9 protein-coding genes and 4 pseudogenes are annotated in these 15,566 nt (G+C 35.4%); 6 read left to right on the forward strand and 7 right to left on the reverse strand.

All coding sequences use genetic code 11. The annotated features are described in order from the left end of the window. Window positions 1–84: 84 nt before the first annotated feature. Both AYJ55_RS06385 and AYJ55_RS06390 read right to left on the reverse strand, forming a co-directional pair. Window positions 85–1,291, reverse strand: a pseudogene (locus AYJ55_RS06385) (IS256 family transposase). A gap of 201 nt (window positions 1,292–1,492) precedes the next feature. Further along, on the reverse strand, window positions 1,493–2,365 hold the full coding sequence (locus AYJ55_RS06390) for an IS982 family transposase (protein WP_063655148.1): 873 nt from the start codon (window positions 2,363–2,365) through the stop codon (window positions 1,493–1,495). A gap of 2,302 nt (window positions 2,366–4,667) precedes the next feature. Between AYJ55_RS06390 and AYJ55_RS28255 the strand changes: the two are divergent. After that, window positions 4,668–5,038: pseudogene (locus AYJ55_RS28255) on the forward strand (IS982 family transposase); the annotation flags it as partial. A gap of 7 nt (window positions 5,039–5,045) precedes the next feature. Here AYJ55_RS28255 and AYJ55_RS06395 read toward each other — a convergent pair. The 4 genes and pseudogenes from AYJ55_RS06395 to nagB form a co-directional block, all read right to left on the reverse strand. Beyond that, window positions 5,046–6,211, reverse strand: a protein-coding gene (locus AYJ55_RS06395; protein ID WP_162505359.1) for an IS3 family transposase whose coding sequence is annotated in 2 segments (ribosomal slippage) — window positions 5,046–5,956 and window positions 5,956–6,211 — 1,167 coding nt in all. Because the reading frame shifts where the segments join, the coding sequence is not laid out codon by codon here. 55 nt (window positions 6,212–6,266) lie between these two features. Further along, window positions 6,267–6,566, reverse strand: a pseudogene (locus tag AYJ55_RS06405) (transposase); the annotation flags it as partial. 111 nt (window positions 6,567–6,677) lie between these two features. Then, window positions 6,678–7,838 carry an N-acetylglucosamine-6-phosphate deacetylase gene (gene nagA, locus AYJ55_RS06410; RefSeq protein WP_063654938.1) on the reverse strand — a complete coding sequence of 387 codons (1,161 nt, stop codon included), beginning with the start codon at window positions 7,836–7,838 and terminating at the stop codon, window positions 6,678–6,680. A 97-nt stretch (window positions 7,839–7,935) separates the two neighbouring features. Beyond that, window positions 7,936–8,742 carry a glucosamine-6-phosphate deaminase gene (nagB, locus tag AYJ55_RS06415; RefSeq protein WP_063654939.1) on the reverse strand — a complete coding sequence of 269 codons (807 nt, stop codon included), beginning with the start codon at window positions 8,740–8,742 and terminating at the stop codon, window positions 7,936–7,938. Window positions 8,743–9,100: 358 nt separating this feature from the next. Here nagB and nagE point away from each other — a divergent pair, with 358 nt between their 5' ends. From nagE to AYJ55_RS06450, 5 genes and pseudogenes are all read left to right on the forward strand, one after another. After that, complete coding sequence (gene nagE, locus AYJ55_RS06420) at window positions 9,101–11,125, forward strand: N-acetylglucosamine-specific PTS transporter subunit IIBC (RefSeq protein WP_063654940.1); 2,025 nt, start codon at window positions 9,101–9,103, stop codon at window positions 11,123–11,125. Window positions 11,126–11,331: 206 nt separating this feature from the next. After that, on the forward strand, window positions 11,332–12,996 hold the full coding sequence (gene glnS, locus AYJ55_RS06430; RefSeq protein ID WP_063654942.1) for a glutamine--tRNA ligase: 1,665 nt from the start codon (window positions 11,332–11,334) through the stop codon (window positions 12,994–12,996). A 436-nt stretch (window positions 12,997–13,432) separates the two neighbouring features. Then, entirely contained in the window at window positions 13,433–13,717 is a 285-nt protein-coding gene (locus AYJ55_RS06440) for a hypothetical protein (RefSeq protein ID WP_162505360.1), read from the forward strand. 100 nt (window positions 13,718–13,817) lie between these two features. Further along, window positions 13,818–14,689: pseudogene (locus tag AYJ55_RS06445) on the forward strand (IS982 family transposase). Between the two features lie 77 nt (window positions 14,690–14,766). After that, window positions 14,767–15,012, forward strand: a complete 246-nt coding sequence (locus tag AYJ55_RS06450; RefSeq protein ID WP_162505361.1) for a hypothetical protein — start codon at window positions 14,767–14,769, stop codon at window positions 15,010–15,012. Between the two features lie 77 nt (window positions 15,013–15,089). Here AYJ55_RS06450 and fur read toward each other — a convergent pair whose 3' ends face one another. Next, window positions 15,090–15,557, reverse strand: coding sequence for a ferric iron uptake transcriptional regulator (gene fur, locus AYJ55_RS06455; protein WP_063654946.1), 468 nt, complete (start codon window positions 15,555–15,557; stop codon window positions 15,090–15,092). Window positions 15,558–15,566: the final 9 nt, after the last annotated feature.

The following is a 15,566-nucleotide window of genomic DNA, read 5'->3' on the forward strand; positions in this document are numbered from 1 at the left end:
ACTAGAAATAAATATAAATTAAGATATAGCGAGCTTATAGTTCTCCAAGAAGAGAGGGTGTTCATAATTCTGTGTCAGGGGATTTTATATTTTAATTATACCATCTAGGCGCCCTTTAAAATAGATGGACAATTGAGCAATGGTTAACGCCCAGTTACTAATCGGCATAGTCCATTTGTTGGATACCTGATTGATGCCAATATAGAGTAATTTTAATAATCTGTTTTCATTAGGAAAAGCCCCTTTGGTTTTAGTTAATGTCCTAAACTGCCGATGAACCGCCTCTACTGCATTGGTTGTATAAATGGGTTTTCTAATGGCTTTAGGGTATCGAAAATAAGCACTGAGCAACTCCCATTTACTTCGCCAGGATTCTAGCACTATCGGGTATTTTTCACCCCATTTCGTTTCCAGTTCATCAAGGGCAAGCTCAGCAGCCGCTTTAGTATCTGCACAATAAACCGGCTTTAAATCAGCCATAAAGGCTTTTTGGTCTTTACTGGCAATATAACGTAAGCTATTGCGAATTTGATGAACTACGCATAGCTGAACTTCTGTCTGCGGGAAAATACTGGCTATCGCTTCTGGAAACCCTTTTAATCCGTCAATACAAGCGATTAAAATATCTTGTATACCACGGTTATGTAAGTCAGTCAGAACGCTCAGCCAATGATGTGCTCCTTCTGTTTCAGACATATAGAGTCCTAACCATTCCTTATGCCCATCGGTGGTTAGTCCAAGTACTGTGTAGATTGCCTTATTGATATAGTGACCATCATGTTTTATCTTGTAATGAATGGCATCGAGCCAGACAAAAGGATAGAGCGCCTCCAGAGGACGTTGTTGCCAGGCTTTTAATTCAGGGAGTAATTTGTCAGTAATATGCGTAATAGCTCCATCTGATATTTCCAGTCCATATAATTCTGCAACATGTTTTTGAATATCACGATAACTCACGCCTAATGCAAATAACGATAGGATTTTGTTATCAATATCCTCTGATAATTTTGTCTGATTTTTCTTAAATGAGCTGAGGCTCAAAAGCACCTGATCTGTCTCTGGGCGTTTTCAGTTCAAATTGACCTGATGTCGATTTAACCGTTTTTCGAGTATAGCCATTTTTACGCGTATCGATTGACGTTGTCGATAGGTAGTGTTCTATTTCTGCCTGCAGGGCAGCTTCGGTCAGCTGTTTTATGAGTGGTGTGAGTATTCCATCCGTACCGAGTAAATTTTTACCTGATTGTAATTGCTTCAACGCTTCATCAAAATTAAATGATTGATTTCTCATATTGTCATACCTCTTTTTTTTGAGTTTAAGATATGACACAGATTTTTGAACACTACCCAAGAAGATCCTGCTCGCTTGAAATGCCGATAAAGATCGATAATAAATAACTATACTCACAATTTAAAATTAATTAATAATCAGTCTATTTTTAATTATTTATCACTATCTATATTAACCTGAGTTCGGGATAAGCATTATCAATTATGCTTGAAGATATGTTCCTGCCACAGGTATCTTTGGTTTAGATGGAATTAAACAATATGCAACCAGCCCGGCTAATAAATTCACTACAAAGTTAGCGGGAGAGCGGTGCCGCGTATGCGCTATCTGACAAAGATTTTTTAACTCATCAAATACCGTTTCAATGACAGAACGATGACGCAAGATGGCTTTGTCGAAACAAGTCTGTTCAACAGGCTTCATTTTCTTCTTGATATTCGTTATAAGGTTAATTCCCATTGTTTTCAGTTGCTGTTTCAGTGAAGCCGATAAATACCCTTTATCCGCATACAAACAACCAGAAAGATCTTTTATCAGTTTAGGTAATGGTTTCCGATCATCTGTGTTTCCTGGTGTAAGCCGAAAACTAAGTATTTCCCCCAAATGATTGATAATTACATGAAGTTTGAAACCAAAAAACCAACCTGTTGAGGTTTTTCCTCGTTCAGCTATCCCATCGAAGACTTTATGCCGGCGGATCCGTAAGTTATCACACACAGCTATCGGAGTAGAATCGGCAACCGACAGACCCGTGCACTTTCCCTTAATTGACTCAAACAGTGCCGTTAAAGCTAAGGCACTGCGCGGAAGTAACTCTACGCAGCGTGAATATGATGGCAAGTTAGGAAATTCCTTCCTGAGATATAAACGGACATGATAGAGATAAAATACCTTGAATTGGCTGAATCGGAGTTGATGAAACAAAACAACCAGTGTCATCATTTCAGCCAATGAAAGCTGAGTAGACCGTCTACGACGCTTACTACCGTTATTCAGCAAAATTTCATGCATTTTTGGCTCGAAGTCTTTACAAAAATCATCCATCAGGCAATAAAGTTCAGTAAGATTTTCCATCATTGTTTAACAATGCTCTACGCTTTAACCAGATTGTTAGAGTATTTTAACGAAATATGCGCATTCAACTATTTGAATAGCAAGACTTTCACTTTATTTCTTATCCCGAACTCAGGTTATATTAAGAATAACTCTCTCTGAATTAGAAAAAATGATGTTCATTTTATTTTTAATGTGGTTGATTAGTAAATATTTTTGATATTAATATATTATACTTATATACTTATATACTTATATACTTATATACTTATATACTTATATACTTATATACTTATATACTTATATACTTATATACTTATATACTTATATACTTATATACTTATATACTTATATACTTATATACTTATATACTTATATACTTATATACTTATATACTTATATACTTATATACTTATATACTTATATACTTATATACTTATATACTTATATACTTATATACTTATATACTTATATACTTATATACTTATATACTTATATACTTATATACTTATATACTTATATACTTATATACTTATATACTTATATACTTATATACTTATATACTTATATACTTATATACTTATATACTTATATACTTATATACTTATATACTTATATACTTATATACTTATATACTTATATACTTATATACTTATTTTATTCTTAAATCCAAAAAACTTTTAGCGACTATTATATTGTTATTTTATTAAGAATAATTAGTTCAGTGAAATAACTTTTTGTTATAAAAAGAAAAAATTCTAGTAAAAATTTTTCGATTAATAAACTCTCTCAGAAATACAAATTTAATCTCTATCCATATCGACAATGAACTGCAGGATTTACTAAACTAATATTTGATTCAGCATACGAGCTTTCTTCTTCTAAATTTTTACTCACAACTATTATATCAATTTCAATAAAAATTAATTTTAAGACAATCATTGTGAAAAGTTTCTAAAACATTAATTCACACAAAACTAAACACTAGTACAATTTAAACTCCCCAAACTATATTCATGAAATTCAAAAAATTTTTTATAACGCTGATTTATTAAATCATAATTTATTGAGTTTTAATTTGTATAAACACTACCAATCAAAAAATTTTTAAGTCTTAGTAACAGTAAAAGAATTAATGTTTATGTTACAAAATGGTTTGTTATTTCACAATATATATAAAGAATTTATCTATTCTTAAAATATTTATAGAATTGTCATTTACAAATCCATATATAGGTTACATTATTTTAATAAATTTTCTTCTTACTTTTAATGGATTTTTTCATAGCATTATGTCGCTTTTTTTCAAATAAATAATCAATTTAAGTCACTAAATAAAACCTATCAATACCAAAAAAAGTTTAATGATATCTTTTTATTTATCTTAATAATAACATAAAATTAATATAATTTCTTATTAAAATAACAAGGTGAGTAAAAATAAAAGTAAAAGAATAATATCAAATGTTTGAAAAGAGACTAAAAGACACATAAGATAATATATTTAACTTATACTATTAATTTTTAATTAATTATATTTTAAATTCTATTAAATATTTTAGTATAATTTTCTACCATTTCAATTTAAGTCATTTTTTACTTGATTATACTTATTTTGTATCATGTAGGTTCAACGAATTTACAATATCTAACAATAATCTAAAATATTGAATTGTGATTTTATAAATTCACGAGTTTCGCACCAATAAAAAAACGCTCTATTTTTAAGTTTAATTCAGCATAATATATAAATAGACAAAATTTTATAAATTAAAAGCAACTTATTGTAATTTAAAAAAATTTATACGTTTTAGTAACTTGCAAATTAACCATTGCTTTTAAGCCATTTCTGGAATTTTATATGCCTGTGCGAAACTCGTGAAATTATTTTCTGATTTAGCAAAGTTTATTTTCAACTTATTAGTAGCTCCATTTTTAGAATCTAATTTGGTTATCATAATTTTATTTTTTTGAATACATTTTCAATTTCTCTCACAATTGAATTAATACTTACCAAATTCTAACACCATGGTTTTTATTGAGATCTTTTTAGATTACTATTTTTATATATTTCACTTTCTAATTCTTTTATCTCTTATTTTGACAAAAATATTAGCATATTGAACCAATTTTTTTAGGTATCCACTTTAGTCATAAACACTCTTATTTCGAAATTAGGATTAGAATCTCGATTAAATTAGACTTAACCTGAGTTCGGGATAAGAAATAAAGTGAAAGTCTTGCTATTCAAATAGTTGAATGCGCATATTTCGTTAAAATACTCTAACAATCTGGTTAAAGCGTAGAGCATTGTTAAACAATGATGGAAAATCTTACTGAACTTTATTGCCTGATGGATGATTTTTGTAAAGACTTCGAGCGAAAAATGCATGAAATTTTGCTGAATAACGGTAGTAAGCATCGTAGACGTAGACGGTCTACTCAGCTTTCATTGGCTGAAATGATGACACTGGTTGTTTTGTTTCATCAACTCCGATTCAGCCAATTCAAGGTATTTTATCTCTATCATGTCCGTTTATCTCTCAGGAAGGAATTTCCTAACTTGCCATCATATTCACGCTGCGTAGAGTTACTTCCGCGCAGTGCCTTAGCTTTAACGGCACTGTTTGAGTCAATTAAGGGAAAGTGCACGGGTCTGTCGGTTGCCCCGATTCTACTCCGATAGCTGTGTGTGTAGTGGTCAACTAAAATTGGCCACCCTACCTGACTGTTCACGGAACAGTCGCTCTGATTCGTTTGGCGTTAATCCACCGTTATACCAGTGAGGTCTTATATCGCTATAGTAGTGGGTTATGTAGCGAATAATGGCTGACTGAGCAGTACTAAAGCTTTGGTAGCCAGTCGTTGGCACCCATTCGGTCTTCAGACTACGGAAGAATCGTTCCATCGGACTATTATCCCAACAATTCCCTCTGCGACTGATACTTTGGGTCATCTGATAACGCCACAATGCCTGCCTATACTGACGACTGGTATAATGACTTCCCTGATCACTATGGAACATCACCTGTTTGGGATGCCCACGTAGTTCCCAAGCCATTTGTAGTGCTTTGGCGGTTAATTTTGAGTCTGATGCAAATGACATTGCCCAGCCCACCGGTTTTCGGGCAAACAAATCCAATACCACAGCCAGATAGGCCCATCGTGAGCCTGTCCAAATATAGGTTACATCGCCGCACCAAACCTGGTCAGGCTTTGTAACAGCGAACTGCCTATTGAGCAGATTTGGAATATCAATACGTTCATTTTCACCGCGGTTGTATTTATGTTTTCGCTCTTGGCAACTGACGATGATTAATTCTTTCATCAACTTACCCGCTAACCACCGCCCAAGTTTCACGTTGTGTGTATTGGTAACCATCGTGGCGATAGTCCTTGCGCCAGCAGAGCCGCCACTAACGTTCCACGCTTCGCTGACTAGGCTACGTTTTATCGTCCGCTCAATATCTGGCTCCTTAGGCCGACACCAATAGCGATAACTGCTTCGGTGAACATTAAAAATACGACACAAAGTTTTCACCGGATAAAGCACTCTTAGCTTTTCAACTACCGAAAATTTTTCAGTGAGTCGGACATTAAGAGCGCAGTAGCCTTTTTTAAGATGTCATTCTCCATTTTCAGCCGGTGGATTTTTTTCTTCATTTCTCTGAACTCAATTTGTTCAGGTGTTAATGGCAGACCAGGCGATGTTTTCCCTTGACGTTCTAAACGAAGGGCTCTTACCCACCGGCTAATCGCTGAAAGACTGACGTTCATGCCTTTCGCGGCTTCCTGGTAGGTGTAATTTTGGTCAAGGACTAATTTGGCGGTTTCACATTTAAATTCAGCAGTAATTATTTTACTCATTTCGGCACCTATAAAAATTACCTCAACTTAGGTGGCCAAATTTAGTATGCCACTACATATCCTCTGATAATTTTGTCTGATTTTTCTTAATGAGCTGAGGCTCAAAAGCACCTGACCTGTCTCTGGGCGTTTTCAGCTCAAATTGACCTGATGTCGATTTAACCGTTTTTCGAGTATAGCCATTTTTACGCGTATCGATTGACCTTGTCGATAGGTAGTGTTCTATTTCTGCCTGCAGGGCAGCTTCGGTCAGCTGTTTTATGAGTGGTGTGAGTATTCCATCCGTACCGAGTAAATTTTTACCTGATTGTAATTGCTTCAACGCTTCATCAAAATTAAATAATTGATTTCTCATATGTCATACCTCTTTTTTTTGAGTTTAAGATATGACACAGATTTTTGAACACTACCCAATATTACCAATTTGCTTCAAGATGTAATTGTGACTCATCAGTATATATGCTCGTTACAGTTCTATTTCACGGCCATTAACAATGGTTTTGCGGATGATGAAGTTGTGATCAAATACGATAAGGTTTGCAACTTTATCTTTTTCTATGCTCCCAAGTTTTTTGTCGACACCAATAGCACGAGCTGGATAAAGTGTGGCCATTCGTAATGCTTCATCTAATGCAATACCTATATGTTCAACGATATTTTTGACAGCATCTATCATCGTTAAAGATGAACCACTTAATGTACCATTTTTATCAACACATAATCCATCGCGATAATATATGGCTTTACCAGCAAAAGTAAAATAATCCATTTCACTGCCATTAGAATCCAGTCCAGCAGGTGCGGTGGCATCTGTTACTAGAACTAATTTATCGCCTTTTAATTGTTTACTGTCACGAATATTAGCCCAGTGGACATGTAATCCATCGGCAATAATTCCTGCATATACATTAGGAGTGTTGTAAATAGCACCAACTAATCCCGGGGCTCGACCTGAAATAGCAGGCATAGCATTGAAAAGATGGGTTGAGAATTTAATACCTGCTTTGAAGCCATTTTGTGCCTCTTCATAAGTGGCATTGGAATGGCCTGCTGAAACAACAATACCGGCTTCAACTAATTGGTGAATATATTTTTCTGCAACTATTTCTGGTGCTAAGGTAATTTTAGTGATCACATCGGCATTTTGACATAGATAGTTGATCATTTCGGCAGAAGGCTGACGAATATATTCAACATTGTGGGTACCTTTTTTGACTGGGTTAATGTAAGGCCCTTCAATATGTAGCCCTAATGCCTGGTTTTTATATTTGGCTAGGTAGTCACGCATCGTCTCTATTGCTGTTTTAATCAGCGGATCAGGGCTGGTGATCAATGTAGGCAGGAAGCTGGTACAGCCATTTCGTTCATTTGCTTTTTGCATAATTTCCAGCGTCTGAATTGAGATATTTGCTGGATTATCATTGAACTGTACACCACCGCAGCCATTAACTTGTAGATCAATAAATCCCGGCGCTAGGATCGCATTTTGTAAATCATGAATTTCAATATCCTGAGGTAATTCTGCAATTGGACAAACTTGTTTTACCTGTTCTTTTTCAATAATAACTGCATGATTGTCCAGTCGTTCATAACCTGTGTAAATAATGCAGTTGATTAATGCATACATAATGTTTTACTCTTCTATAGTGGTTAAAAATAGGATGATTTATCGAATTGTTGGTCTTTCTCTGGTTTATTATAATATTGCATTTTATTATTTTAATTTAACTAGCAAATTGATTAATGATGTCAGATTCTAATTGACGAAAATATTTTAAAGTTTTTACTTTTAGCTCAAGGGTTGCTGGTTCATCACAAACTAAAGCTGATTTTGCATGCATTTGTAGGCAGCTAATCGTCCACATATGGTTAATCGAACCTTCTACCGCAGCCTCAACGGCTAATGCTTTATTTGCACCGGTTGCTAGGATTAAAATTTCTTCCGCATCAAGTAGGGTTCCTACACCAACAGTGACAGCATATTTAGGCACCCTATCAATATTGTTATCAAAAAAACGAGAATTTGCCTGTCGGGTTTCTGGTGTTAGCGTTTTGATCCGGGTGCGAGAAGAAAGAGATGAAGCAGGTTCGTTGAAGGCAATATGGCCATCACTACCAACGCCTCCCATAAATAGATGTATTTTACCATAAGACTTAATTTTATCTTCGTAACGTTTGCATTCAGCGTCGATATCTTTTGCATTACCGTCGAGTAAATTAATATTATTTTTTGTAATATCAATATGGTTAAACAGATTTTCATACATGAAAGTATGATAGCTTTGTGGATGATTTTTTGGGATGCCGACATATTCATCCATATTAAAAGTAACTATATGTTTAAAACTAATTTTACCTGTTTTATAAAGATTAATCAGCTCATGGTAGGTAGCTAGTGGTGTTCCGCCTGTGGGCAGTCCTAATACAAATGGATGTGTAGCCGTTGGATTAAATTGATTAATTTTGTTTGCAATGTAATTGGCGGAAAAAAGACCGACATCTTTTGCTGTTGTTAGAGGAATAAGCCTCATTATTTTTTACCTCACTTAATTTTGTTTCATATCAACTATATTTTAATGATTTTGTATTATTCTTTGCTATTAATTGAGTTTTTATAACTCAAAGATTGTCTATTTTATTTAACATTTAACGCCCGAATTCTAGTAAAATAAGATATTTTTCATGAAAAAAAAAGTTTTTTGTTTAACCACTATTTTAATCAAATAACAGGGTGATATTTAGACTTTTATCATAACTTTAGCTGATATAATTTGTGATGCAAAATGATTGTGTCTGAGTGACTTAATGATAATATATGCAAAAAATTGAATATTTATAATATTTAACAATAAGATCTCAGTAAGTAAGGTTATTCAAGGGGAAAACATAGTGAATGTGTTAAGTTATTTACAGCGAATAGGCCGTGCTTTGATGGTGCCTGTTGCTGTGCTGCCTGCCGCTGCGATTTTAATGGGGATCGGTTATTGGATCGATCCTAATGGCTGGGGAGCTAATAGTACTATTGCTGTTTTACTGATTAAATCAGGTTCAGCAATTATAGATAATATGTCAACATTATTTGCAATTGGCGTTGCGTATGGTTTATCAAAAGATAAAGATGGTTCGGCGGCATTAACTGGTTTTGTCGGTTTTTTAGTGGTAACAACCCTATGTTCACCAGCTGCTTATTCGATGATCATGGGTATTTCTATCGAGCAAGTTCCTGCAGCATTTAGTAAAATTAATAATCAGTTTGTTGGGATATTGGTTGGTGTATTGGCGGCGGAACTTTATAATCGCTATAGCGGTGTCGAGTTACCGAAAGCATTGTCGTTCTTTAGTGGCCGCCGTTTAGTACCTATATTGACTTCATTTTTGATGATTTTGTTATCTTTCGTTCTAATGTATGTTTGGCCATTTATCTATAATGCATTAGTGCTGTTTGGTGAAAATATTAAAGATTTGGGTTCATTAGGCGCTGGTATTTATGCTTTTTTTAATCGTCTATTAATCTCGGTTGGATTACATCATGCATTAAATTCAGTATTTTGGTTTGATGTGGCGGGTATTAATGATATTCCTAACTTTTTGGCTGGCGCTAAATCGTTAGCTGCAGGTCTAGCCGAAAAAGGTATTACTGGGCGTTATCAAGCTGGATTTTTCCCTATCATGATGTTCGGTTTGCCTGGTGCCGCATTGGCCATTTATCACTGTGCTCGTCCTGAAAATAAAGCAAAAGTCGCTGGTATCATGATGGCAGGTGCTTTCGCCTCCTTTTTTACTGGGATCACAGAGCCGCTCGAATTCTCATTCATGTTTGTAGCGCCGGTTCTTTATGTCATTCATGCTCTATTAACTGGATTTTCTGTTTATATTGCAGCTGCAATGCATTGGATATCGGGTTTTGGTTTTAGTGCTGGTTTAGTCGATATGTTACTGCAGAGTCATAACCCATTAGCAGTGCATTGGTATATGTTGATTCTCCTCGGGGTAATTTTCTTTTGTTTATACTATGTCATATTTCGTTTTGTGATTAATAAGTTCAATTTAATGACCCCAGGTCGTGAAATAATAAACGACTATCAAGCCGTTGATGATTATGACAAAGATATCACCACCAGTGCTAAAGATATTACCCATGAAGCATACCAATATCTTGCGGCAGTGGGGGGAACCGATAATTTAACAGTAATCGATGCTTGTATTACTCGTTTACGTCTAGGTGTAAAAGCCGTTGATATTGTTAATGATAACTTGGTAAAAAAATTGGGTGCATCAGGCATCATTCGTTTAAATAAACATAATGTGCAAATTATTGTTGGAACCCGAGCAGAAATGATTGCGGAAGCAATGAAAAAGATTGCCGCACGAGAAGTTGTTACACCGTTAAATTTTGTTGAGAAAGATAATCGACAGTCAGCAGTAAAAGTAAAAAATAAGCATGTGGTGGGGCAAACAATTTTAACGCTGGTGGCGCCGGTTAGTGGTGAAATTTATTCCCTTGATGAAGTTCCGGATGAAGCTTTTGCTAGCCGTATTGTCGGTGATGGTTTAGCGATTAAGCCAACGAGTGGTGAGGTATTAGCGCCTGTATCGGGCAAGATTGTGAAAATTTTTGCTACCAATCATGCTTTCTGCATCGAGACGAATGAAGGTGTTGAAGTGATCGTTCACGTGGGTATTGATACTGTAACGTTAAAGGGGCAGGGTTGTGAGCGTTTAGTTGAAGAAAATAGTGATGTAAAGGTAGGTCAGCCTATCCTGAAATTAGATCTCGATTATTTGGAACAGCATGCTAAGTCAATGATAAGTCCAGTCGTTATCAGTAATATTGATGATTATCAGGGATTGACAATAGTAGCAACTGGTGAAGTACTCGCTGGAGTAACACCAATTTATGATGTATTGAAGTAATGTGTTTTATCATTATGATTTGATAACCATATAATTAATAATGAATAAAAACGGGAAGGGTTATGAACCTCCCGTTTTTCCTTTATGAGCTTTTTATTGATTAAATAAAGCCCAATAATATATGTTAATAAATGGTTGTTTCTAATTCGGATATCGTAGATGATAAAAGCGTTATTAACATGCTTTTGCATTGAGGAACTATGACAATGAATGAGGCATATACTTGCCCAACAAATTTCATTCGCCAGATTATCGAAGAAGATTTGGCTACAGGTAAGCATACTCATGTATATACCCGTTTTCCACCTGAACCTAATGGTTATTTACATATTGGTCATGCCAAATCAATCTGTCTGAATTTTGGTATTGCAAAGGATTATCAGGGTCAATGCAATTTGCGTTTTGATGATACTAATCCAGTTAAAGAAGATGTTGAATATGTTAATTCTATTCAAGAAGATGTAAAGTGGTTAGGGTTTAATTGGAGTGGTAACGTAAAATATTCGTCAGATTATTTTGATGACCTATATCAATATGCTATTGAGCTGATTAAAAAAGGCTTAGCTTATGTTGATGAATTAAGTCCTGATGCTATTCGTGAATATCGCGGAACTTTAAAGCAGCCAGGTAAAAATAGTCCATATCGTGATCGCACTATTGAGCAGAATTTGCAGCTATTTAACAAGATGCGAGCGGGTGGATTTGAAGAAGGTAAGGCTTGTCTACGTGCTAAAATCGATATGTCATCCTCTTTTATTGTCATGCGCGATCCGGTGTTATATCGGATAAAATATGCTGAACACCACCAATCGGGTAATAAATGGTGTATTTATCCAATGTATGATTTTACTCATTGTATTTCGGACGCATTGGAGGGGATTACCCACTCACTTTGTACCCTAGAATTTCAAGATAATCGCCGGTTATATGATTGGGTATTAGATAATATTACCATTGATTGTCATCCAAGACAGTATGAGTTTTCGCGTCTAAATCTTGCCTATACGGTGATGTCAAAACGTAAACTAAATCAGTTAGTGGCGGAAAATAGGGTTGAAAACTGGGATGATCCCAGAATGCCAACCATTTCAGGTTTACGTCGTCGCGGTTATACGGCAGCGTCGATTCGTGAATTTTGTCGGCGTATTGGGGTGACTAAGCAAGATAATACTGTTGAAATGGCAGCATTGGAATCTTGTATTCGTGATGATCTAAATGAAAATGCACCACGGGCAATGGCGGTATTAGATCCCATAAAGTTAGTGATTGAAAATATGTCTGCTGATGAGCAAATGCTGACGATGTATAATCACCCCAATAAACCTGAGATGGGCACTCGACAAGTGCCATTTAGTCAAGAGCTTTATATCGATCGGGCTGATTTTCGTGAAGAAGCTAATCGGCAATATAAGCGCTTAGTTTTAGGTAAAGAAGTGCGTTTACGTAATGCTTATATTGTACAAGCTAATCGGGTTGATAAAGATGCAGAAGGTAACATTACCACGATTTATTGTACTTATGATGCTGATACATTAAATAAAGATCCTGCTGATGGACGTAAAGTCAAAGGGGTTATCCATTGGGTAAGTGCATTACATGCTCTGCCAGCAGAGATCCGATTGTATGATCGCTTATTTACTGTGCCTAATCCTACCGCAGAAGAGGACTTTTTAGCTACCATTAATACTGATTCTTTAGTGATTCGGTATGGGTTTGTTGAACCAAGTTTAATTACCGCGCAACAAGGAAAAGCTTATCAGTTTGAACGCGAGGGTTATTTTTGTGCTGATAGCCATGATCATACTGCTAAGCAGCTGGTATTTAATCGCACTGTAGGCTTAAGAGATAGTTGGGCAAAAATAGCAAGCTAAGAAAATTACCTGTTGAGAGTTATGGTAAAAAGCGTGGTTTATAGCCACACTTTTTATTAAAAAATATCGTCATTATTGTTCACGAGATATTTTTATTAACGGAAAAATGGCTTTCTGTTATAAATTTTTATTCGTTTAGAGCAAGTCAAAAAAATATGTAGTCAATATCCTTATCAAAAAAATCGATTGGTTACTAACAAGGATGTTATATCATGCTTAAGTTTATTAATTCATCTCTCCCAATAGAAAAAGCGGTTTTACAAGCAGAACTGCAAACGATATCACCTAAGGTCAATTTCACCTGTCCATTAAAAAGTATTTATAACAGTGATGCCGTTATATCGGTACAAAAAAGACCATTAAAGGATTTGCATACTTATCAAAAATTAAGTTTTCCAATAGATCAAGCAGTGAGCAACGTTATCATAATGCTCTATTGGCTGATTTTGTTTACAATCGTGACTTCACAATTTTAGAAGCAACCCAGTGGGGAATTGATCGTGAATTGGCAAGGTTTATGTCCAAAATGACTAATATAAAACTTTATCCACAAGATGGTCTATTAGAAGATAGTTATACTGGATTGGTGGCTTATATTTTTCGCAATAAGGTTGAGCGGGAAATTCGATTGGCACTTAGTGGTACAACCAGTGGTCATTCATTAGGTGGTGGTTTAGCTGCTTATGCAGCACTGAAAGTATCTAACCTGAGTTCGGGATAAGAAATAAAGTGAAAGTCTTGCTATTCAAATAGTTGAATGCGCATATTTCGTTAAAATACTCTAACAATCTGGTTAAAGCGTAGAGCATTGTTAAACAATGATGGAAAATCTTACTGAACTTTATTGCCTGATGGATGATTTTTGTAAAGACTTCGAGCCAAAAATGCATGAAATTTTGCTGAATAACGGTAGTAAGCGTCGTAGACGGTCTACTCAGCTTTCATTGGCTGAAATGATGACACTGGTTGTTTTGTTTCATCAACTCCGATTCAGACAATTCGAGGTATTTTATTTCTATTATGTCCGTTTATTTCTCAGGAAGGAATTTCCTAACTTGCCATCATATTCACGCTGCGTAGAGTTACTTCCGCGCAGTGCCTTAGCTTTAACGGCACTGTTTGAGTCAATTAAGAGAAAGTGAACGGGTCTGTCGGTTGCCGATTCTACTCCGATAGCTGTGTGTGATAACTTACGGATCCGCCGGCATAAAGTCTTCGATGGGATAGCTGAACGAGGAAAAACCTCAACAGGTTGGTTCTTTGGTTTCAAACTTCATGTAATTATCAATCACTTGGGGGAAATACTCAGTTTTCGACTTACACCAGGAAACACAGATGATCGGAAACCATTACCTGAGCTGATAAAAGATCTTTCTGGTTGTTTGTATGCGGATAAAGGGTATTTATCGGCTTCACTGAAACAGCAACTGAAAACAATGGGAATTAATCTTATAACGAATATCAAGAAGAAAATGAAGCCTGTTGAACAGACTTGTTTCGACAAAGCCATCTTGCGTCATCGTTCTGTCATTGAAACGGTATTTGATGAGTTAAAAATCTTTTTCAGATAGAGCATACGCGGCACCGCTCTCCTGCTAACTTTGTAGTGAATTTATTAGCCGGGCGGGTTGCATATTGTTTAATTCCATCTAAACCAAAGATACCTGTGGCAGGAACATATCTTCAAGCATAATTGATAATGCTTATCCCGAACTCAGGTTATCTAGCAAGAAAATGTTATTTTGTCGGAATGTTTTAGCAGTGCTCAATTTGAGCCGAGCTTTACAGCGCGATTTGTTAAAGCAACATGGTAGTTTAGATTTAGAGAAGGCTATGTATAATATCAATCATCATTATGTCGAAGGTGATGTTATTCCGAAGATGGATAAGTTTTTTGTGGTTGATCATATCGGTAAAATTAATATTATTCCCCAAGCAGCTAGCAAAAAAGACAACTTTTTAGCGGCACATTCAAATTATGTCAAGCATAGTCTTATTTATGCGCTACAAACTTGAAAATAAAAGGAGAAATTGGATTGCAATTCTCCTTTTATTTTTAACTGACTTAATAACAAAAATAGTAATAGGCTGGGTTATTTTTCTCCTTTACTATTGCGGGCAGGGTGGCCCAAATCGTTTTCATCACAATGATCTTTTTTGGAGCAATGTCCATATAGATAGAGACTGTGATTAGAGAGTTTTATGCCATGACGTTCCGCAATATTTTTTTGTCGTGTCTCAATGGATTCATCGCTAAATTCAATGACTTTACCACAATCTAAGCAAATTAAATGATCATGGTGATGTTGTTGTGTCAACTCAAAAACCGATTTACCGCCTTCAAAATTATGGCGAGTAACAATACCCGCTTCATCAAATTGATTTAGAACACGATAAACCGTTGCGAGGCCAATCTCTTCCCCCATATCAATGAGTTTTTTATAGAGATCTTCCGCACTGACATGATGGCATTCAAGCTCTTGTAATACCTCTAAAATTTTTAAACGTGAAAGTGTTACTTTAAGCCCTGCATTCTTCAATGCTTTATTGTTATCGGTCATGCGGATCCT

The sequence above is a fragment of the Candidatus Arsenophonus triatominarum genome (assembly GCF_001640365.1).
Lineage (GTDB): Bacteria > Pseudomonadota > Gammaproteobacteria > Enterobacterales > Enterobacteriaceae > Arsenophonus > Arsenophonus triatominarum.

Bases quoted from the DNA above. Each gene is read 5' to 3' on its own strand.
- nagB (WP_063654939.1), bottom strand. From the start codon at position 8,742: ATGAGGCTTATTCCTCTAACAACAGCAAAAGATGTCGGTCTTTTTTCC.
- AYJ55_RS06390 (WP_063655148.1), bottom strand. From the start codon at position 2,365: ATGGAAAATCTTACTGAACTTTATTGCCTGATGGATGATTTTTGTAAA.
- nagA (WP_063654938.1), bottom strand. From the start codon at position 7,838: ATGTATGCATTAATCAACTGCATTATTTACACAGGTTATGAACGACTG.
- fur (WP_063654946.1), bottom strand. From the start codon at position 15,557: ATGACCGATAACAATAAAGCATTGAAGAATGCAGGGCTTAAAGTAACA.
- glnS (WP_063654942.1), top strand. From the start codon at position 11,332: ATGAATGAGGCATATACTTGCCCAACAAATTTCATTCGCCAGATTATC.